The sequence below is a fragment of the Caballeronia sp. LjRoot29 genome, assembly GCF_964252755.1.
Classification (GTDB): domain Bacteria; phylum Pseudomonadota; class Gammaproteobacteria; order Burkholderiales; family Burkholderiaceae; genus Caballeronia.
Genome location: NZ_CAXUPU020000048.1, coordinates 33,952 through 53,508, shown reverse-complemented (window position 1 = coordinate 53,508; position 19,557 = coordinate 33,952). Strand labels below are relative to the sequence as shown.

At 59.8% G+C, this 19,557-nt stretch carries 20 protein-coding genes; 13 read left to right on the top strand and 7 right to left on the bottom strand.

The features are described from left to right. Positions 1-767 (bottom strand): enoyl-CoA hydratase (locus ACSQ83_RS32895; RefSeq protein ID WP_436230992.1); only part of this gene is annotated, 767 nt, incomplete at its 3' end. Positions 768-898: 131 nt separating this feature from the next. Here ACSQ83_RS32895 and paaN point away from each other — a divergent pair. The 4 genes from paaN (at position 899) to paaK (ending at position 5,377) form a co-directional block, all read left to right on the top strand. After that, positions 899-2,608, top strand: a complete 1,710-nt coding sequence (gene paaN, locus ACSQ83_RS32890; RefSeq protein ID WP_436230991.1) for a phenylacetic acid degradation protein PaaN — start codon at positions 899-901, stop codon at positions 2,606-2,608. A 120-nt stretch (positions 2,609-2,728) separates the two neighbouring features. Next, the gene (gene paaG, locus ACSQ83_RS32885) at positions 2,729-3,526 is read left to right on the top strand and encodes a 2-(1,2-epoxy-1,2-dihydrophenyl)acetyl-CoA isomerase PaaG (protein ID WP_436230990.1); all 798 of its coding nucleotides are present in this window, start codon (positions 2,729-2,731) and stop codon (positions 3,524-3,526) included. A 33-nt stretch (positions 3,527-3,559) separates the two neighbouring features. Next, the gene (gene paaI, locus ACSQ83_RS32880) at positions 3,560-3,991 is read left to right on the top strand and encodes a hydroxyphenylacetyl-CoA thioesterase PaaI (protein ID WP_436230989.1); all 432 of its coding nucleotides are present in this window, start codon (positions 3,560-3,562) and stop codon (positions 3,989-3,991) included. 81 nt (positions 3,992-4,072) lie between these two features. Then, a complete protein-coding gene (paaK, locus tag ACSQ83_RS32875) occupies positions 4,073-5,377 on the top strand; it encodes a phenylacetate--CoA ligase PaaK (RefSeq protein ID WP_436230988.1) in 1,305 nt (434 codons plus the stop codon). Between the two features lie 165 nt (positions 5,378-5,542). Here paaK and mltA read toward each other — a convergent pair whose 3' ends face one another. Beyond that, positions 5,543-6,709, bottom strand: coding sequence for a murein transglycosylase A (gene mltA / locus ACSQ83_RS32870; RefSeq protein ID WP_414954129.1), 1,167 nt, complete (start codon positions 6,707-6,709; stop codon positions 5,543-5,545). Between mltA and ACSQ83_RS32865 the strand changes: the two genes are divergently transcribed. Then, complete coding sequence (locus tag ACSQ83_RS32865; protein ID WP_047898369.1) at positions 6,708-6,830, top strand: hypothetical protein; 123 nt, start codon at positions 6,708-6,710, stop codon at positions 6,828-6,830. The two genes, mltA and ACSQ83_RS32865, sit on opposite strands and share 2 nt — an antisense overlap. A gap of 55 nt (positions 6,831-6,885) precedes the next feature. Here ACSQ83_RS32865 and apaG read toward each other — a convergent pair whose 3' ends face one another. Further along, positions 6,886-7,260: a Co2+/Mg2+ efflux protein ApaG gene (gene apaG, locus ACSQ83_RS32860; RefSeq protein ID WP_299719001.1), complete on the bottom strand. Its 375-nt coding sequence runs from the start codon at positions 7,258-7,260 to the stop codon at positions 6,886-6,888. Positions 7,261-7,551: 291 nt separating this feature from the next. Between apaG and rpe the strand changes: the two genes are divergently transcribed. The 8 genes from rpe (at position 7,552) to ACSQ83_RS32820 (ending at position 14,784) form a co-directional block, all read left to right on the top strand. Then, entirely contained in the window at positions 7,552-8,247 is a 696-nt protein-coding gene (rpe, locus tag ACSQ83_RS32855; protein WP_414954130.1) for a ribulose-phosphate 3-epimerase, read from the top strand. Continuing rightward, positions 8,244-8,993: a phosphoglycolate phosphatase gene (locus ACSQ83_RS32850; RefSeq protein ID WP_414954131.1), complete on the top strand. Its 750-nt coding sequence runs from the start codon at positions 8,244-8,246 to the stop codon at positions 8,991-8,993. The genes rpe and ACSQ83_RS32850 overlap by 4 nt, the downstream gene beginning before the upstream one ends. Positions 8,994-9,397: 404 nt before the next feature. After that, positions 9,398-10,894 (top strand): anthranilate synthase component I, encoded by a 1,497-nt coding sequence (trpE, locus tag ACSQ83_RS32845; RefSeq protein ID WP_414969551.1) that lies wholly within the window; start codon positions 9,398-9,400, stop codon positions 10,892-10,894. A gap of 14 nt (positions 10,895-10,908) precedes the next feature. After that, positions 10,909-11,493, top strand: coding sequence for an aminodeoxychorismate/anthranilate synthase component II (locus ACSQ83_RS32840; protein WP_414969552.1), 585 nt, complete (start codon positions 10,909-10,911; stop codon positions 11,491-11,493). A 14-nt stretch (positions 11,494-11,507) separates the two neighbouring features. After that, on the top strand, positions 11,508-12,539 hold the full coding sequence (trpD, locus tag ACSQ83_RS32835; RefSeq protein ID WP_414969553.1) for an anthranilate phosphoribosyltransferase: 1,032 nt from the start codon (positions 11,508-11,510) through the stop codon (positions 12,537-12,539). A gap of 12 nt (positions 12,540-12,551) precedes the next feature. Next, the gene (trpC, locus tag ACSQ83_RS32830; RefSeq protein WP_436230987.1) at positions 12,552-13,337 is read left to right on the top strand and encodes an indole-3-glycerol phosphate synthase TrpC; all 786 of its coding nucleotides are present in this window, start codon (positions 12,552-12,554) and stop codon (positions 13,335-13,337) included. 20 nt (positions 13,338-13,357) lie between these two features. Beyond that, positions 13,358-14,014, top strand: coding sequence for a CYTH domain-containing protein (locus ACSQ83_RS32825; RefSeq protein ID WP_436230986.1), 657 nt, complete (start codon positions 13,358-13,360; stop codon positions 14,012-14,014). Continuing rightward, positions 14,011-14,784, top strand: a complete 774-nt coding sequence (locus ACSQ83_RS32820; RefSeq protein ID WP_436230985.1) for a uracil-DNA glycosylase — start codon at positions 14,011-14,013, stop codon at positions 14,782-14,784. The genes ACSQ83_RS32825 and ACSQ83_RS32820 overlap by 4 nt, the downstream gene beginning before the upstream one ends. 65 nt (positions 14,785-14,849) lie before the next feature. On the opposite strand, the gene ACSQ83_RS32815 is transcribed toward ACSQ83_RS32820, so the two are convergent. The 4 genes from ACSQ83_RS32815 to ACSQ83_RS32800 all read right to left on the bottom strand — a co-directional run bounded on the left by ACSQ83_RS32815 (position 14,850) and on the right by ACSQ83_RS32800 (position 19,514). Next, entirely contained in the window at positions 14,850-15,446 is a 597-nt protein-coding gene (locus ACSQ83_RS32815) for an FMN-dependent NADH-azoreductase (RefSeq protein WP_436230984.1), read from the bottom strand. A 147-nt stretch (positions 15,447-15,593) separates the two neighbouring features. After that, entirely contained in the window at positions 15,594-17,393 is a 1,800-nt protein-coding gene (locus ACSQ83_RS32810) for a M61 family metallopeptidase (protein ID WP_436230983.1), read from the bottom strand. Between the two features lie 156 nt (positions 17,394-17,549). Next, complete coding sequence (locus ACSQ83_RS32805; RefSeq protein WP_436230982.1) at positions 17,550-18,281, bottom strand: DsbC family protein; 732 nt, start codon at positions 18,279-18,281, stop codon at positions 17,550-17,552. A gap of 60 nt (positions 18,282-18,341) precedes the next feature. After that, positions 18,342-19,514 carry a UbiH/UbiF family hydroxylase gene (locus tag ACSQ83_RS32800; RefSeq protein WP_436230981.1) on the bottom strand — a complete coding sequence of 391 codons (1,173 nt, stop codon included), beginning with the start codon at positions 19,512-19,514 and terminating at the stop codon, positions 18,342-18,344. Between the last annotated feature and the right edge of the window lie 43 nt (positions 19,515-19,557).

The window sequence follows — 19,557 nt, the reverse complement described above, 5'->3', positions numbered from 1 at the left end:
TTAAAAACCGGTTTGCGCTTTTCGACAAACGCGGCCATTCCTTCCTTCTGATCTTCAGTAGCGAAGAGCGAATGAAACATGCGCCGCTCGAAGTGAACTCCTTCTGCCAACGTCGATTCGTATGCGCGATTAACAGACTCTTTTGCCATCATTACCGCTGGCAGTGAGAAGCTCGCGATTGTCGATGCAGCTTCCATTGCTTCATCTAATAAGCTTGCCGCCGGAACAACGCGGGATACCAACCCTGCGCGCTCCGCCTCCTCGGCGCCCATCATGCGCGCGGTCAGGCACATGTCCATTGCCTTCGCTTTCGACACTGCACGCGGCAGACGCTGCGTGCCGCCGGCGCCTGGAATCACGCCAAGCTTGATCTCAGGTTGACCGAACTTGGCGGTATCCGCGGCAATGATGATGTCGCACATCATGGCTAGCTCACATCCCCCACCCAGCGCGAAGCCTGACACAGCGGCAATGATTGGCTTGCGAATAGTGCGCACCGTTTCCCAATTGCGCGTGATGTAGTCGCCCTTGAACGTGTCCATATAGGAATAGCCGGCCATCATCCCGATATCCGCTCCCGCTGCGAACGCCTTTTCGCTGCCGGTCAGCACGATCGCGCCGATGTTCTCGTCGGCATCGAATTGCTTCAGCACGATGCCGAGCTCATCCATCAGGGCATCGTTTAGCGCGTTCAGCGCCTTAGGCCGGTTCAGCGTGATCAAGCCGACTCGTCCGCGGACTTCAGTCAATAGATTCTCGTAAGCCATCCATTCCTCCTATGTGAACTCGCGCGAAAAACGCTTCGCGCACGCATCTCGAAATGCTAACATTCGCAAACCAACCGGTCGGTCAATTAATTGACCGAGGGTCCATCATCGTCACTTTTCCCTTGCCGCCCATGACACATCCACTATTCACGAAGCACGAAGCAACGCTCAATCAAGCGCTTGCCGCCATTGCAACCCGTGCCTACTGGACACCGTTTCCCGAAATGCCAAGTCCCAAAGTGTACGGCGAAACAGCAAATCCGGACGGCGAGGCCGCCTTCAAAGCACACCTGAACCGGACATTCGATCTGGACCAGCCGACCAGCGGCGAAACGGTTGGCAATGAACGTTCTCCCTTTGGAATCGCGCTTGGGATTCGTTATCCCAAGGTGAGCGTCGACACGCTGCTGGCCGCATCCGTCGCGGCTCAAAGTCAGTGGCGTGCGGCAGGTCCTGACGCGTGGGTGGGCGTAAGTCTCGAAATATTGACCCGACTGAACAAGGCGAGCTTCGAGATCGGCTATAGCGTCATGCACACGACCGGACAAGCCTTCATGATGGCCTTCCAGGCAGGCGGCCCGCATGCGCAGGATCGCGCGCTCGAAGCGGTGGCCTACGCATGGGATGAGCTTCGCCGAATTCCCGCCGACGCTTATTGGGAAAAGCCCCAAGGCAAAAATCCTCCGCTCGCGATGCACAAGCGTTTCACCGTCGTGCCACGCGGCACAGGTGTCGTCCTCGGTTGCTGCACATTCCCGACGTGGAATGGCTATCCGGGTATGTTCGCCGATCTGGCTACGGGTAACACGGTCATCGTCAAACCGCATCCGGGCGCGATCTTGCCGCTGGCTATTACCGTGCGCATCGCTCGCGACGTTCTGCGTGAAGCCGGATTCGATCCGAGCGTGGTCACGCTGCTTGCGACCGAAGCCAATGACGGCGCCCTCGTTCAAGATCTTGCGCTGCGCCCCGAAGTCAAGCTGATCGATTTCACCGGCAGCACGCAAAACGGCAACTGGCTCGAGCGCAATGCGCATCAGGCGCAGGTTTATACGGAGAAGGCCGGCGTCAATCAGATCGTGATTGATTCCGTCGATAACCTCAAAGCTGTTGCCGGAAATATCGCATTTTCCTTGACGTTGTACTCCGGGCAAATGTGCACGGCGCCGCAAAACATCTATGTGCCACGCGACGGCATCCACACAGCCGAAGGCCACATGAGCTTCGACGACGTCGCGAAGACGCTCGCGGCTGCCGTCGAAAAGCTGGTCTCCGATCCAGCCCGCGCCGTCGAATTGACAGGCGCCATTCAGAATGATGGCGTAATGGCTCGCATTGCCGACGCCCTGCAACTCGGTGAAGTGCTGACGGATAGTCAATCGCTTGCTCATCCCGCGTTCCCTGATGCTCACGTACGGACTCCCCTCATGTTGAAAATGGACGTTCGCGCCGACGCAGCAAAATTCACGCAGGAATGGTTTGGCCCAATCTCGTTTGTCATTGCTACGGACTCGACGGCACAGTCACTCGATCTGGCAGGATCGATTGCCGCCGAACACGGCGCGCTCACGCTCTCCGTGTACAGCACCGACGATGCAGTAATCGAAGCAGCCTACGATGCAGCGATTCGCGGCGGCGTCGCGCTCTCGATCAACTTGACGGGTGGCGTGTTCGTCAACCAGACGGCGGCGTATTCGGACTTCCACGGCACCGGCGCTAATCCCGCAGCGAACTCCGCGTTGTCCGATGCAGCGTACGTGGCGAACCGCTTCCGCGTGGTCCAAAGCAGGGTGCATGTTGCACCGAAGACCGCGCCCGCAACAGCTGGCCAAACGGCATAGGTGCCCAGAGCGCAACGTCGCCCGGAGACTTAGGCCATCTGGCCGAATGGAAAGCGGCGGCAGGCGCGGCTAGTATCGAAGGCATGCGTATTTGCACAACGTAGCGAGCAAGGAGACACCATGTCCGACAACGGCAATTCAATCGTTATTCATATCGACGCCAGCACGCACGTCGCTACGTTGACGCTGAACCGTCCCGACAAGCTGAACAGCTTCACACGGACGATGCATGAAGAACTGAGCAAAGCGCTCGATCAGGTAGAAGGAAGTAACGCCCGAGCATTGGTGATCATGGGCGCAGGCCGCGGTTTTTGCGCGGGCCAGGATCTCGCGGATCTTGATTTCACGCCTGGAGCGATGACCAACCTGGGAGCGCTGATCGAGCGTTACTTCAATCCGCTCGTGCGTCGCCTGCAGGCGTCGCCGCTGCCCGTGATTGCCGCCGTCAACGGTATAGCGGCCGGTGCGGGAGCGAATCTCGCCATGGCGTGCGACCTGATCGTAGCGGCGCGTTCAGCGAGTTTCGTCCAGGCTTTTGTGAAGATCGGACTGGTGCCGGATTCCGGCGGCACGTGGCTTTTGCCACGGCGCGTTGGTGAAGCACGGGCGCTGGGCCTTGCGTTGACTGGCGACAAGTTGGGTGCCGAACAAGCTGAAGCGTGGGGATTGGTATGGAAAGTGGTCGACGACGAGCAATTGCAGAGCGCGACGCTGAAGCTTGCTACGCAACTTGCGCAACAACCCGCCAAGGCCATCGCTGCGATCAAGCACTCGATCCGCGCCGCCGCGAACAACACGCTCGATCAGCAGCTCGATCTGGAGCGCGACGTTCAACGCGAACTGGGTGACTCGCACGACTATGCCGAGGGTGTCGCCGCCTTCAAGGAAAAACGTGCTCCCCGCTTCGACGGCCTTTGAAACGCAAACAGAAAACTCCGGGAGAACGCAGCAATGACGCCTGAAGAACTCGCCAACGCGACCGCGCAAGCCATGTACGAAGCCGATGCATGCAGCCGCGCACTCGGCCTCGAACTCAAGGAAGTTCGCCCGGGGTACGCGCGCATGCAGATGAACGTCCGTGATGACTTCCTGAACGGTCATGGCATCTGCCACGGCGGACTCATTTTCACGCTTGCCGACTCCACGTTTGCGTTTGCCTGCAACTCGTACAACATCAATACGGTCGCGGCAGGCTGTTCGATCGAATTTCTGCGTGCAGTGAAGGGCGGCGACCGCTTGTCGGCAGAAGCGGTCGAACAATCGCTGACCGGGCGAACCGGGATCTACGACATTCGCGTCACGAACCGTGAAGGCGAAACGGTCGCCATGTTCCGCGGCAAGTCATCGCAGATAAAGGGCACCCTGGTGCCCGTGGAATCCTGATCCTGATTCACTCTACAAAATACAGCGCCCAGACGAACTCGATTCGGGCCATTGACTGACGATCAAGAAAGGAGACATTCGATGAACACCGCGCTTCCGCTGGACCCGATCGAGACGGCCAGCCGCGACGAACTAATGGCGCTGCAACTCGAACGCCTCAAGTGGTCGCTTGCCCACGCGTATGAAAATTCGCCGGTGTACCGACGCAAGTTCGACGAAGCGGGCGTGCATCCGGATGACATCAAAACCCTGGCCGACTTGGCGCGCTTCCCGTTCACGACAAAGAAGGATCTCCGCGATAACTATCCGTACGGCATGTTCGCCGTTCCGCACGACCAGATTTCGCGAATCCACGCATCGTCGGGAACAACGGGCAAGCCGACCGTGGTTGGCTACACGGCGAAGGACATCGACACCTGGGCAAATCTCGTCGCGCGTTCCATCCGGGCTGCGGGCGCCCGCCGTGGAGACAAAGTTCACGTCAGTTACGGCTATGGTTTATTCACGGGCGGCCTCGGCGCTCACTACGGCGCCGAGCGCGCGGGATTGACCGTGATCCCGTTCGGTGGCGGCCAGACTGAAAAGCAAGTGCAACTAATTCAGGATTTCCGTCCCGACATCATCATGGTGACGCCCAGCTACATGCTGTCGATCGCCGACGAACTCGAACGCCAGGGCGTTCATCCTGCTGATTGCTCGCTGCGCATCGGGATCTTCGGCGCCGAGCCCTGGACGAACGACATGCGCACAGCGATCGAGAAGCGGATGGGCATTGACGCTGTCGATATATACGGACTATCGGAAGTAATGGGACCGGGGGTGGCGTCGGAGTGTGTCGAGACGAAGGACGGCCCAACGATCTGGGAAGATCATTTCTATCCTGAGATCATCGACCCTGAGACCGGCGAGGTCTTGCCAGACGGCGAGCTGGGTGAACTCGTATTCACTTCACTGACCAAGGAAGCGCTGCCAATCGTCCGCTATCGGACTCGCGATCTCACACGGCTTTTGCCCGGCAGCGCGCGAACCATGCGCCGGATGGAAAAGATTACGGGGCGCTCGGACGACATGATGATCGTGCGCGGCGTGAATGTTTTTCCCACGCAGATTGAAGAGTTACTGCTCAAACAACACGCACTCGCACCGCACTATCAGATTGTGCTGACGAAGGAAGGACCGCTCGATGTGCTCACGCTGAATGTCGAACCCTGTCCTGAAACGGCCCCGGATACGAGTGTTCTCGATCAGGCCAAAGCCGCGCTCACTTATGACATCAAGGCGTTGATCGGTGTGAGCGCAGTGGTTCAGGTGCTGGGTGTGAACGGTATTGAGAGGTCGGTTGGAAAAGCGCGGCGCGTGATCGATCGGCGAAAAGTAGCAAGCTGACTTTGCAAGCGGCGCTCATACTCGAAGCTTGAATCTGTATTCGGTCCACTCGCGATTGATCGATCCGCCGAAAGCAGCGAACTGATTGCGTAAGCGCCGGCGCAAAGCCGGCGCTTTCAATTTTCGTTGCGACGGCTCCAAACAAAACAAAACGAAACAACCCGTCTACGAATTCGGCAGCAGCAGCCACATCCTGCCGGCCTGCTTCATCCGGCCAGCGAGATCACCGGCATCGTCGCCCAAACCCCAGAAATAGTCCGCGCGCACGCCGCCCTTGATCGCGCTGCCCGTGTCCTGGGCGAACACCAGCCGATTCATCGGCGAATTGCTTAACGGCCGGGTGGTCTGCAAGAAAACCGGGGTGCCGAGCGGGATGGAGGACGGATCGACGGCGATCGAACGTTCGGGTGTAAGCGGCACCCCCAGCGCACCTACCGGCCCGGTTCCCACCCCAGCCGCCAGCGTTTCCGTGCCCGGCATCTCGCGGAAAAACACAAAGCGCGGATTGACGTCGAGCAATGCATCGACACGCGACGGATTCGCTTTCGCCCACGCCTTGATACCTTGCATGGTGGCCTGTGCAGGCGTGAGTTCACGCCGGTCCAGCAATTCACGACCGATCGATTTGTACGGCTGATTGTTAGTCCCGCCAAAACCAACGCGCATCGTGGTCCCGTCTTCCATCACGACTTGTCCCGAGCCCTGGATCTGCAGGAAGAACGCTTCGATAGGATCATCGACCCACACAAGTTCGTTGCCGTTTAACGCACCCGAACTTTCAAGCTGGGCGCGCGTCGGCAGTGCCGCGCCAGGTTTGAAGCGATACGGCCATCGATACAGAGCGTACTGATAAGGCCCGTGACGCGAACGCGAACCGCGCAGTAACGGCTCGTAGTAACCGGTCACGAGACCATCGAGCGTACCGTCGGTGTTGGCCAACTGAAATGGCGTGAAATACGCCTCGAAGAATTCGCGGGCGGCGTTCATGTCTAGATCGTCAAGCCGCTGCGCCGCTGCGCACGCTCGGCGCCACGCGGGCTGTTGAGCGAGACGGCTGCAGTTCTGGCGCATCGCGGCGGTTGCGCCAAGGAGCGAATCGTCCTGCCAGCCGGGCACCTGCTGCCAGCTCACCGCGGTCAGGCGATTAGCCGCGCGTTGTCCCGTGATGATCGGGGCGCCGGTCGGCGGCGCAAGAGACCCGGACTTGATAGCGCCGCCGCCTCCGCACGAAGCGAGCAGGACGGCTGCTGTGATCGACGCCGCCCAACCCGCCAATCCGGCGAGCGAGCGAGTGAAACGCATACAATGTTCGTTCTTGATGAGAACCGCCATGTCTGATCTATTCGACGAATACCCAATGCTTATTTTTGCGCTTGAGTCTCTCGTGGCGCTGCTTCTGCTGATCTTTATCGTCGTGTGGACGGCGTCGGGCAAGAAGAAAAATAGGCGCTAGGGAGAACGCAAGCGCCATCACAGCACGTGCTTCAGCAATACTGGTTCAACCCGGTTCAATGCAGCGTACGCGGCATGTGCAACGAAAACTCGGCAACTGGCGCTTCGAAACGCTCGCCGTCTTCGGCTACGCAAAAATACGAACCGCGCATGGTGCCAACGGGCGTTGCAATGACGGCCCAGCTTGTGTACTCGAATTTCTCGCCCGGCGGCAGCAGTGGCTGATTGCCGACCACGCCAAGTCCCTTTACTTCCTGAACCACGTCGTCGCTATCCGTGATGATCCAGTGGCGCGAGATCAGTTGAGCCGCGACCTGGCCGGTGTTGCGGATGGTCAGGGTGTAGGCGAACGCAAACTGGTGCGCGTCCGGTTCCGATTGTTCGGGAAGATATTGCGTCTGGACGGATACGCTGAATTCATACTGGCTCATCGCTTTTCCAATTCAAAAATGTGCTGCGCGGGTTCGCCCCTACCCCCTTGAGGACAGAGGACCGGCGCGGGTTGCGCGAATTTGTTTGCGTGAACGCAGGTGACGCATTCTGCTTGATGCAGCCGGTGCCCGCAACAGAACGCCACCGTGCACAAGGTCTTTGCCACCCGCGCAAAACGCCCGCGGAAGGCCACAGGACAAGACACAGGACGGGACGTAGGCCATTCGGTCAGCGGTCAAAAACGCCATCACGCTGTAAAATGCAATTTCCGCTCGCAACCGGCCGACGTCATGACGCAATTTCGCCTGTCCCCCAGTATCTTGTCCGCCGACTTCGCCATTCTCGGCGAAGAGGTCCGCAATGTGGTCGCCGCTGGCGCAGACTGGATTCATTTCGACGTGATGGACAACCATTACGTTCCGAACCTGACGATCGGCCCCATGGTCTGCGAGGCGCTGCGACCGCATACAGATGTTCCTATCGACGTGCATCTGATGGTGCGGCCGGTCGATCGCATCGTGCCGGATTTCGCGAAAGCCGGTGCTAATGTGATCAGCTTTCACCCACAAGGTTCGGATCATATCGATCGCACGCTTTCGCTGATCCGCGACCACGGCTGCAAGGCAGGCCTTGTCTTCAACCCGGCCACGTCGCTCAATCATCTTGACCACGTGATGGACAAGGTTGACCTGGTGCTGATCATGTCGGTAAATCCGGGCTTTGGCGGACAGTCGTTCATTCCGGAAGCGCTTAACAAGCTGCGCGAGGCGCGTCGGCGTATCGACGAATACCGCGAGCGGACCGGGCGCGAGATTCATCTCGAAGTGGACGGCGGCGTCAAAATTGACAACATCCGGGAAATTGCGGAAGCCGGCGCGGACACCTTTGTGGCCGGCTCCGCCATTTTCGGTCATCACAATTATCACGACGTGATTGCGCAAATGCGCGCTGAACTGGCCAAAGTGAACACGGGGGAAGCGCGATGAGCGAACTGACGGCAGAGCTGCCCGCGTTCACGAACAAAACGCTGCGCGCGGCGATCATTGATCTCGACGGCACGATGGTCGACACCGCCGACGATTTCGTCGCGGCTCTCAACGGCATGCTGGCGCGGCTTGGCACGAAGGCCACGGATCGCGACGAAGTCATTGGCTATATCGGCAAGGGGTCGGAGAACCTTATCCGCTGCGTGCTGGCCGTGCGGTTTTCAGCACTGGAAGCAAGCACGAAGTTCGACGACGCGATCGCGATCTATCAGACGGAATACGCACGCATCAACGGCCAGCATTCCAGCCTGTTTCCCGAAGTCACGGAAGGCCTGAAAGCGCTGCGGGATCTGGGATTGCCGTTGGCCTGCGTGACAAACAAGCCGCATCGGTTCGCGGTCGAATTGCTGACGAAATTCGGTCTGGCCGAATACTTCAAGGTCGTGCTCGGCGGCGATTCCGTCCCGCAAAAAAAGCCGGATCCGACGCCTATGCTGATTGCCTGCGAGCGGCTGGACGTGCTGCCGCGCGAAGCTGTAGCCATTGGCGACTCGGAGAATGACGCGCTGGCGGGGCGTGCCGCGGGCATGGCGACGCTGACGGTGCCTTACGGTTATAACCACGGCAAACCTGTGCATCTGGTGAAATCCGATGGTATAGTTTCTTCCCTGCTAGCCGCCGCACAGGCAATAGCAGCAACCATGGCCGCGCCCGCTGCACCCGGCGCGACAACATCGACTGACTAGTTCAATCCTCATGTTTCTGAACAAAAAACGGAGTCTGAGCAGCATCGACCGGGGAGCCTGGCCCTGGCGTCGCTGGTCGCGCTAACCTCGCCCGAGGGTCGCTGAAGCTCATCTTCGGCAACCGTTTTTTGTTTCGCTGCGCATTCCGCGCGCCGATCCCGCCGAGTTTTTACGTTGATGCCTGGCCTGAGCCGCATCATTCGCTATGCCCAAAGTTCGTTTTGTGGCCGTACGTGTGCGAACGCGGCTACAGTCGGAACGATCGGGACAGCGCGTGAAGCTTCCGGCAATGCACAAATGAAAGCGATGAAAGCGAAATTCGCGCCGTGCGGTAAATTGTCCGCAACGCCCAGTGTGTGCTCGATGTCGCCAAATCCAACAAGCGACACGTAAAGGATCAGAACATGACCGAACTCGAATTCCAATCGCTGGCGAATGAAGGTTTCAACCGCATTCCGCTAATCGCCGAGGCGCTTGCCGACCTCGAAACGCCGCTTTCGCTTTATCTCAAGCTGGCTCAAACCGAGCGCAACGGCGCCAACTCGTTCCTGCTGGAATCAGTGGTGGGCGGCGAACGCTTCGGGCGTTACTCGTTTATCGGCTTGCCGGCCCGCACCATGATTCGCGTGCAAAACGGCGTGTCCGAAGTCGTAAAGGACGGCAATGTCATCGAAACGAGCGAAGCTGATCCGCTGACATTTATCGAAGAATTTCAGAAGCGCTTCAAGATTGCGCAGCGCCCGGGACTGCCCCGTTTTTGCGGCGGCCTGGCCGGGTATTTCGGTTATGACGCCGTGCGTTATATCGAAAAGAAGCTGGCCCATTCGGCTCCGCGCGACGATCTCGGCCTGCCCGATATCCAGTTGTTGCTGACCGAGGAAATGGCGGTTATCGATAACCTCGCCGGCAAGCTTTATCTGATCGTCTACGCCGATCCAACCGCGCCCGAAGCTTTTACCAAAGCTAAACAGCGTCTGCGCGAATTGCGCGCGCGTTTGCGCACGACTGTGCAACCGCCGGTGACGTCGGCGAGCGTGCGCACGGAGACGTATCGAGAGTTTGCGAAGGACGATTACCTGAACGCGGTGCGCAAGGCGAAGGAATACATCGCGGCGGGCGAATTGATGCAGGTTCAGGTGGGCCAGCGGCTCGTGAAGCCATTCCGCGATAACCCGCTCTCGCTGTATCGGGCGTTGCGCTCGCTGAATCCATCGCCGTATATGTATTACTACAACTTCGGCGGCGAATTCCATGTGGTGGGGGCATCGCCGGAAATTCTGGTGCGTCAGGAAAAGCGCGGCGACGAACGCATCGTCACAATTCGCCCGCTCGCTGGAACGCGGCCGCGCGGCAACACGCCCGAACGCGATGCCGAACTCGCGACCGAATTGCTGAATGACCCGAAGGAAGTAGCCGAACACGTGATGCTGATCGACCTGGCGCGTAACGACGTCGGCCGGATTGCGCAAACGGGATCGGTCGTGGTGACGGACAAGCTGGCGATCGAAAAGTACTCTCACGTCCAGCATATTGTGAGTTCGGTTGAAGGCAAGCTGAAACCCGGCACGACGAATTTCGACGTGCTGCGCGCCACTTTCCCGGCCGGCACGTTGTCGGGCGCGCCGAAAGTGCGTGCGATGGAAATCATCGACGAGCTGGAGCCGGTGAAACGCGGACTGTACGGCGGCGCTTGCGGTTATCTGTCGTTCACCGGCGAGATGGATCTCGCCATCGCGATCCGCACCGGTCTCATTCACAAGGGCAATTTGTACGTGCAGGCGGCAGCGGGTGTCGTCGCGGATTCAGTGCCCGAGTCGGAATGGCAGGAGACGGAGAACAAGGCGCGAGCAGTGCTGCGCGCCGCCGAGCAGGTGCAAGACGGCCTCGATAGCGACTTCTGATCCGGAGACAAATCATGCTGCTGATGATCGATAACTACGATTCGTTCACCTATAACCTGGTTCAGTATTTCGGCGAACTGGGTGAGGACGTACACACGTACCGCAACGACGAAATTACCCTCGATGAAATCGCGAAGCTGAATCCCGAGCGGATCTGCCTTTCGCCCGGGCCGAGCAATCCGCAACACGCGGGCATCACACTCGACGTGCTGCGCGAATTCTCCGGAAAAATCCCCATTCTGGGCGTTTGCCTCGGCCATCAGGCGATTGGCGAGGCGTTCGGCGGACGCGTGGTGCGCGCGCAAACCATCATGCACGGCAAGGTGAGCACCATTGAAACCGATTGCCGCGGCGTGTTTGCCGATCTGCCGAAACACTTCAGCGTGACGCGTTATCACTCGCTCGCAATCGAGCGTGAATCGCTGCCGGATTGCCTGGAAATATCGGCGTGGACACCTGACGGTGAAATCATGGGCGTGCGCCACAAGGAACTCGCGGTCGAGGGCGTGCAATTCCACCCGGAATCGATCTTGTCCGAGCACGGCCACGCGCTGCTCGAAAACTTTGTCAAGAGCCCGGCGCAAGGCATTCGCGCGTGAACCGAGATCCGATCATGACTATTACGGCCCAGGAAGCGTTGCAACGGACGATCGAGCATCGCGAGATTTTCCACGACGAAATGCTGCACCTGATGCGCATGATCATGCGCGGCGAGATGTCGCCGGTGATGTCCGCCGCGATCATCACGGGGTTGCGCGTGAAGAAGGAAACCATCGGGGAGATCGCGGCGGCGGCCACCGTGATGCGCGAGTTTGCGAATCACGTGAGCGTGCCGGACAGCGACAATCTCGTCGATATCGTGGGAACGGGCGGCGACGGTTCGCACACTTTCAACATCTCGACGGCCACCATGTTTGTCACGGCGGCCGCGGGCGCGAAAGTCGCGAAGCACGGTAATCGCGGGGTATCGAGTAAATCGGGCAGCGCGGATGTGCTTGAGGCGCTGGGCGTGAATATCGATCTGCAGCCGGAACAAGTGGCGCAATCCATTGCCGAAACGGGCATGGGTTTCATGTTTGCGCCGAACCATCATCCGGCGATGAAAAACATCGCGCCGGTGCGTCGAGAACTCGGCGTGCGGACGATTTTCAACATTCTCGGTCCGCTGACCAATCCGGCCGGCGCACCGAATCAGTTGATGGGCGTGTTCCATGAAGATCTCGTCGGCATTCAGGTACGCGTGATGCAACGCCTGGGCGCCAAGCACGTGCTGGTCGTGTACGGCAAGGACGGCATGGACGAGGTATCGCTGGGTGCGGCAACGGTGGTGGGCGAATTGCGCAACGGCGAAGTGCGCGAGTATGAAATTCACCCGGAAGACTTCGGCCTGCAGATGGTGTCGAACCGGACGTTGAAGGTGGCCGACGCGCAGGAATCGAAGACCATGCTGCTCGGCGCGCTGAACAACAAGCCGTGCGTCGCGCGCGAAATCGTGACGTTGAATGCGGGCACGGCGCTATACGCGGCCAACGTGGCGGAATCGATTGAAGCCGGCATGGCCCTCGCGAAAGAGGTGATCGCGAGCGGGCAAGCGCGTGAAAAAGTCGATGAACTCGTGCGCTTCACGCAGCAATTCGCCAAATAGAGAGACCTGGAAATGAGTGACATTCTCGATCGCATCATTGAAGTCAAACGCAGCGAAGTTCGCATGGCGCAGGAAAGCGTCTCGCTGGAAGAACTGCGTTTGCAGGCGAGCGCGCGCGACTCGCGCGACTTCGTCGGCGCCTTGCGCGCGAAGCATGCTGAGGGGAAACCGGCGATCATCGCGGAAGTGAAGAAAGCGAGCCCGTCGAAGGGCGTGATTCGCGAAAACTTCGTCCCCGCCGAGATCGCGCAATCGTATGAAAAAGGCGGCGCCGCGTGTTTGTCGGTGCTGACCGACGTGCAGTTCTTCAAGGGCAGCGTTGCTTATCTTGAAGAAGCGCGCGCCGCGTGCAGCCTGCCGGTTCTGCGCAAGGACTTCATGGTCGATCCGTATCAGGTCCTGGAAGCCCGCGCGATGGGCGCCGATTGCATCCTGCTGATCGCCGCCGCGCTGCAGACTTCGCAAATGCAGGATCTGGAAGCGTACGCGCACTCGCTCGGGTTGGCGGTGCTCGTGGAGGTTCACGATCGCGACGAACTGGAACAATCGCTCACCTTGAAGACGCCGTTAATCGGGGTCAATAATCGCAACCTTCGCACGTTCGAAACGTCGATTGAAACGACCATCGGCATGCTGGACGTGGTTCCCGAAGACCGTATAGTGGTGACCGAATCGGGCATTCTGAGCCGTGTCGATGTCGACCGGCTACGCGCCATGGACGTGCAAACCTTCCTGGTCGGCGAAGCGTTCATGCGCGCAGACGATCCCGGTACCGAACTGGCGCGAATGTTCTTCTGATGCTGTGCAGGGAGTTTATTTTGGGTATTGAACGCGAGATCAAACTGGCGCTACCAACGTCCGAACACGGCGAGATAGCGAAGGACCTGACGAAACGCACGGGTCAGGAAGGCCGCAAGATTGAGCTGACCAACGTCTACTTCGACACCCCCGGCCGTGCGCTCGCAAAAGCCAAAAGTGCAGTGCGTCTGCGCGGTACACCGGATCAGTGGCTGCAAACGTACAAGACGGCGGGAGAATCAGCGGGCGGTTTGCATAACCGGCATGAATGGGAACAGCCCGTCGCTGGCGCGGCCCTGGAAATCCCCGCCTTGCTTGAAATCTGCGACGACGAACAAGCTGCCAACGCGCTCAGCAATGCCGCGCCCGAATTGATCGCCCTGTTCCGCACTGATTTCTCACGCGTGATCTGGGATGTTGAAATTGACGGTGCGAAGATCGAAGCGGCGCTGGACCTTGGTGAGGTCGTGGCTGAGGTAGACGGCGAGCGCCTGACCACGCCGATCAGCGAACTCGAGCTAGAGCTGAAATCCGGCAACGAGGAAGCATTGAACTCGCTCGCGGCACAAATGCGTGGCGCATTCCTGTATCTCCAGCCTGAAGATGCCAGCAAGGCGCGCCGCGGCTACGACCTGTGCGAGCCCAAAGCGCCCGGCTCCAACGGCGGCGTCAAATGAGTCAGGCGTCACTCTTTGAAGCTGAGGCATCGAAAGCCCGGCCGTTTGCGTCGTTGGAAAGTCAGTTCGACGCATTGCCGGCGGACTGGCGCAAACATCTGAAGACGTTCATCGAAAGTCCGCATTGCGCCGCGTTGTGTGCGTTCGTCGATGCCGAGCGCGCGGCCGGTAAGACCGTATATCCCGCCGATGTCTTCCGCGCCTTGCGCCTGACGCGTCCCGGCGACGTGAAGGTCGTGATCCTCGGACAAGATCCGTATCACGGCGAAGATCGTGGCGCGCCACAAGCTCACGGCCTGGCGTTTTCGGTGCCGGCGCCGGTTCGGCCGCCGCCATCGTTGAAAAATATCTTCAAGGAAATCAACGCCAGCTTGGGCTTTGCAGCGCCTGCTCACGGTTGCCTCGATGCCTGGGCGCAACAAGGCGTGCTGTTGCTGAACACATCGTTGACGGTGGAACGCGATAAAGCCGGCAGTCACGCCAAGCGCGGCTGGGAGCATTGCACCGACACGCTGATTCACGAGCTTGCCCTTCGGCATGAACATCTCGTGTTCATGCTTTGGGGGGCGCATGCACAGGCGAAACGGGGGTTGATCGTGTCGGCGGTGGCGTCCGGGAAAGCGCATTGCGTGCTGGAGGCGCCCCACCCTTCGCCGCTGTCAGCACATCGCGGTTTTCTGGGTTGCGGACATTTTGTGGCAGCGAATACGTATCTGGAGCAACACGGACGACCGGCCATTGACTGGCGATTACCTGGCGCTCTCGCATAAAAAAACCCGCCGATGTCTCACGACACGGCGGGTTTTTTACAACGGTCCAGAGCTACTTCGCAAGCTTACAGCGCGGCGATCGAGTCGCGGGCCGTAGCCAAAGCAGCGCCGGCAGCGTCCGGGCCCATTGCCAGGCCTTCGGCAAAGATGAAGCTGACGTCGGTCATGCCCAGGAAACCGAGGAACGACTTCAGATACGGCGTTTGCGAATCGTTCGGCGTGCCGCTGTACTTGCCGCCGCGTGCCGATACAACAATCACCTTCTTGCCCGTTACCAGACCTTCCGGGCCGTTCGCGCCGTACTTGAACGTGATGCCTGCGCGCGCGATCCAGTCGAAGTAAGCCTTCAATTGCGACGAAATGCCGAAGTTGTACATCGGCGCTGCGATCACGACCACGTCAGCTGCTTGCAGTTCGGCGATCAGCGCTTCGCTCTTCGCGTGGATGGCGTTCTGCTCAGGCGTGCGCGCGTCGGCGGGCGTGAAGAATGCGCCGAGCGTGGCATCGTCGAGGTGGGGGAGGTTGTCGGAGAGAAGATTGCGCACGACAAGCTTCGCACCCGGATGCGCTTGCTGCAGCTTCGCCGACACTTCGTCAGCCAGCAACGTGGATTGGGCGCCTTGCGAGCGTGCAGCGGAATTGATTTGAAGAATGGTCGTCATGATGATTCCTGTGTCTGTTGAGTTCGAGCACGGATCGCGCTCTGACAGGACGCATTCTTCTTTTTTACGACGCCAGGAACAAGCTGTGCACTCGTGACGGATTGTTGCAGCAATAGAACAATCCGCCTTTGGTGCTGCTTTTGGCGTTCACCCTTTCAGCCAGCGTTCGCGCCATTGCTTCGACGGACCACGCCCATCGGCAGTGGACAGCACATAACGCGATACTTCTGGCGGATCGAGTTTGACCTGTGCGACGCGCAGTTCGTCGCGCCGGAATGCGTGCACCTCCACCTTCGCGCCGGGCAAATAGCGCGCAAGAAGCGTATCGAGATTCGATCCCGTGACGCGCAAGCCGTCGATAGCAACCAGCACGTCACCCGCCGACAAACCCGCCTTCTGCGCCGCACTGTTCTCGTGGACGGCTGCGAGCACGCAGTCCGCGCCGTTGCGAATCCGCGCGCCGAACGACGGTTTCGCCGCCGTGCCGTTGGTCGCCACGTCGGGCGCGAACGTGATGCCGAAGGGCTCGAACAGAGTATCGAGCGGCAGATCGCGCGTGCCGTGAACGCCCTCGCGGAACAGCTTTTTCAGGTCTGCGCCAGTAGCTTCGGCAAACAAGGCTTCCACTTCGCTTTCTTCGATACCCCGCGCCTTGCCGTGATAAAAATCGCGGCCGTAACGTTGCCACAAGAGTCGCATGACGTCGTCGAGTGACTTCTTGCCTTCGGTTTGCGCGCGGATCGACAGGTCGAAAGCGAGCGCGACGAGCGAACCCTTCTGGTAATAGCTGACGATCGCGTTCGCCGCGTTTTCGTCCTGCCGATAATATTTGACCCACGCATCGAACGAACTTTCAGCCACGGTCTGCTTGAACCGGCCCGACCCGCGCAACACACCGCCGAGTGTCTTGCCCAAGAGCGAAAAATACTCGCTCGCGCTGATGAGGCCGCTGCGCACCAGCATCAGGTCGTCGTAGTACGACGTGAAACCTTCGAACAGCCACAGCAACGACGTGTAATTTTCCTGCGATAAATCGTACGGCGCGAACGCAGCGGGTTTGATCCGCTTCACGTTCCACGTATGGAAATATTCGTGGCTGCAAAGACCCAGATACGTCCGATAACCCTCCGTCACATCCGGGCGTCCGGTAAAGGGCAGATCGGCGCGATTGCAGATCAGCGCCGTCGACGCACGATGTTCCAGGCCACCGTAACCATCGGCGACGGCGACTGTCATGAACACATAACGATCCACCGGCGACTTCTTAGTACGCGGCTCGAACAACGCAATTTGCGATTCGCAAACACGCTTGAGGTCGGTTTCCAGGCGGTGCATATCGAGTCCGGTCACGCGGCCTGAGATCACGATGTCGTGCTTCGCGCCGTAGGCATCGAAGGAACCGAGGGCGAACTCGCCCAGCGTCACCGGATGATCGATCAGCGCGTCGTAGTTCGGCGCTTCATACGCGCCGAAGCCGTAACGCTTCGTGCCGCGCGCCTCGGGCAAGGCCGTCGCCACGCGCCAGTTCGCGTATTGCGGGCCCGCAGGCTTTTGAATATCGACGATGCAGGGCGCATCCGCCTGCCCTTCCACCGCGAGGAACACGCTCGTGCCGTTGAAGAAACCGATGGTGTCGTCCAGATGCGCCGCCCGCACCGACAAGTCCCAGCCGTAGACCTCGTAGCGCAGCGTGATCGGGCCATCGTGCGGCGCGGTCGCCCACGCGTGCTTGTCGGTTTTATCGATGGCCAGCTTGCGGCCGGCCGCGTTGAACGCCTGCAGCGTCACGATATTCCGGGCGAATTCGCGAATCATGTAACTGCCCGGAATCCACACAGGCAACACGAAACGCTGACCCGACGGATCGGGTTGCGCGACGCTCAAAGTCACTTCGAACAGATGCGCGGCGGGGTTTTTCGGAACGATGGTGTAACGGATGGCGTTCATGCGTCGAGGTCCTTTTATTCTTGTTGCTGGGCGTGATTGTCTGGCCCGGCATGCAGTGGCTTTTAAAACGCTCATGGCGCAATGAGTCGAGCCACAACGCCATGAAAGCGAAAGAGGCGCATCGCGCGCCTCCTTCGTCGTTGGTCGAACAGTCGTTTAGCGAACCGCGGACAATTCCTTCTCCAGCCGATCGGCTGGCACCGCGCCGGGCAAACGGCGTCCGTCGGCCAGGAAAACCGTCGGCGTGCCGGTGACGTTCATCGACTGGCCGAGCTTCAGGTTCTTGTCGATGGCGGCCGTGTCGCAGCTAGCGGCGGCGGTCGGTGCCGTGTGGTCGAGCATCCAGCCTTCCCACGCGCCCGAGCGGTCCTTCGAACACCAGATCGACTTCGACTTGAGCGTCGAATCCGGCGACAAAACCGGGTACAGGAAGGTGTAGACGGTGACGTTATCGACGGACTTGAGCGTGGTTTCCAACTGCTTGCAATACGGGCAATTCGGATCGGAGAACACCGCGATCTTGCGCGCGCCCGTGCCCTTCACCACTTTGACCGCGTTCTCGAACGGCAGCTTAGCGAAGTCGATCTTGTTCGTTTCCGCCAGACGCGCTTCCGTGATGTTCGTGCGCGTGCGCGTGTCCACCAGATCGCCCATCAGAAGATAGTTGCCGGTGGCGTCCGTGTAGACGATCTGCGCGCCGAGGTTGACTTCGTAGAGGCCAGGAACCGGCGACTTCGCGACGCTTTTGATGTCAGCGTCGCCAATGCGCGATTGCAGCGTGGATTTGATCTTGTCGGTGGTCTGATCGGCTTGAGCCGCGATGCCGATACCAAACACCGCGGCCAGCGTGGCAGCAGCGACCAGAGCGCGGCGAAGAGTGATTTTCATTCGAGTTTCCGTCAATCTTGAAGTAAGTGGGACGTTCTTGGGCAAGTCTCTTGGCCGGGCTTAACCAAGCGCTGCGGACACAAGCCAGCGTTTGACAAGCGGTTGTGCACCCACGAGCGCCATGCCAGTGTTGCGCAGCCCGCGAGCGAGCGTGCCTGGCATGGCGAAGAGTCTCTGCAGGCCGTCGCAGGCGAGCGTGAGTTTCTGGATGTCCTCGCGACGGGTGCGTTCGTATCGGCGCAATAAAACGGGGTCGCCGGCCGAACGAAATGCTTCCTTGTTGGCGAGGGTTTCGGCCAGCGCGCCGACATCGCGCAAACCCAGGTTCATGCCCTGGCCCGCCAATGGATGAATCAGATGGGCGGCGTCGCCAACCAGCGCCACACGTGGGCCGATCAAGCGGTCCACGGTTTGCAGCGCGAGCGGAAAGCCCTGCGCCGGCGTCACACATTCGAGCGCGCCGAGCATGTTTTGCGTGGCCTTTTCAACCTCCGCCGCGAGTTGGGCGGGATCGAGCTGCAGGAGGGTATCGGCGTGTTCGGTTTTAGCGGACCACACGAGCGAAACGTGATCGCCGGGCAACGGCAATAACGCGATGATCTCGCCATCGCGAAACCACTGGTACGCCGTCTCGCCGTGTGGCTTTTCGCACTTGAAGTTCGCCACCACACCGGTCTGCCGATAATCCCGGCGCTGCATCTTCGCGCCCGTCTGCGCCCGCACCCAGGAATGCGCGCCGTCCGCGCCCACCACCAGATCCGCTTCGAGCGTGTCGCCGTTTGCAAGGGTCAGATGAGCGGCGTCATCGTGGATGGTCAGGCCTTGGGCGCGCGAATCGAACCACGTGAGGTTCGGCTGGAAACGCAACGCGGCATCTAAAGACCGTTCGATCAACGACGATTCCACGATCCACGCCAATTGCGGCACAGCTGCCTGGAATGCGGAGAAATGCAGCTCGGCGAAAGCATCGCCGAAAACACGCATGTCCAGCACTGGCCCGAGTTTGTCGCGATCCAGCGCCTGCCAGACGCGCAGCCGCTCCAGCAGCGCCTGCGAACTCGATGAAAGCGCGTAGATGCGGGAATCGAAGCTGTCGGCGGCGGGCGCGGCTGCAGCCGGCGTTGCCAGCAGCGCCGTGCGTAGGCCGGATTGCGTCAGCGCAAGCGCCGCCGTCTTGCCGACAAGGCCGCCGCCGACCACAACCGCATGAAAATTTCTTGAGTGGACAGTCATGGATCCATTATAGCTGCCGGGGTATTTCGAGATTCGATGCGCA

Coding starts and splice junctions, on each gene's coding strand:
- paaN (WP_436230991.1), top strand. CDS start 899: ATGACACATCCACTATTCACGAAGCACGAAGCAACGCTCAATCAAGCG.
- paaG (WP_436230990.1), top strand. CDS start 2,729: ATGTCCGACAACGGCAATTCAATCGTTATTCATATCGACGCCAGCACG.
- paaI (WP_436230989.1), top strand. CDS start 3,560: ATGACGCCTGAAGAACTCGCCAACGCGACCGCGCAAGCCATGTACGAA.
- paaK (WP_436230988.1), top strand. CDS start 4,073: ATGAACACCGCGCTTCCGCTGGACCCGATCGAGACGGCCAGCCGCGAC.
- ACSQ83_RS32865 (WP_047898369.1), top strand. CDS start 6,708: ATGTCTGATCTATTCGACGAATACCCAATGCTTATTTTTGCGCTTGAG.
- mltA (WP_414954129.1), bottom strand. CDS start 6,709: ATGGCGGTTCTCATCAAGAACGAACATTGTATGCGTTTCACTCGCTCG.
- apaG (WP_299719001.1), bottom strand. CDS start 7,260: ATGAGCCAGTATGAATTCAGCGTATCCGTCCAGACGCAATATCTTCCC.
- rpe (WP_414954130.1), top strand. CDS start 7,552: ATGACGCAATTTCGCCTGTCCCCCAGTATCTTGTCCGCCGACTTCGCC.
- ACSQ83_RS32850 (WP_414954131.1), top strand. CDS start 8,244: ATGAGCGAACTGACGGCAGAGCTGCCCGCGTTCACGAACAAAACGCTG.
- trpE (WP_414969551.1), top strand. CDS start 9,398: ATGACCGAACTCGAATTCCAATCGCTGGCGAATGAAGGTTTCAACCGC.
- ACSQ83_RS32840 (WP_414969552.1), top strand. CDS start 10,909: ATGCTGCTGATGATCGATAACTACGATTCGTTCACCTATAACCTGGTT.
- trpD (WP_414969553.1), top strand. CDS start 11,508: ATGACTATTACGGCCCAGGAAGCGTTGCAACGGACGATCGAGCATCGC.
- trpC (WP_436230987.1), top strand. CDS start 12,552: ATGAGTGACATTCTCGATCGCATCATTGAAGTCAAACGCAGCGAAGTT.
- ACSQ83_RS32820 (WP_436230985.1), top strand. CDS start 14,011: ATGAGTCAGGCGTCACTCTTTGAAGCTGAGGCATCGAAAGCCCGGCCG.
- ACSQ83_RS32815 (WP_436230984.1), bottom strand. CDS start 15,446: ATGACGACCATTCTTCAAATCAATTCCGCTGCACGCTCGCAAGGCGCC.
- ACSQ83_RS32810 (WP_436230983.1), bottom strand. CDS start 17,393: ATGAACGCCATCCGTTACACCATCGTTCCGAAAAACCCCGCCGCGCAT.
- ACSQ83_RS32805 (WP_436230982.1), bottom strand. CDS start 18,281: ATGAAAATCACTCTTCGCCGCGCTCTGGTCGCTGCTGCCACGCTGGCC.
- ACSQ83_RS32800 (WP_436230981.1), bottom strand. CDS start 19,514: ATGACTGTCCACTCAAGAAATTTTCATGCGGTTGTGGTCGGCGGCGGC.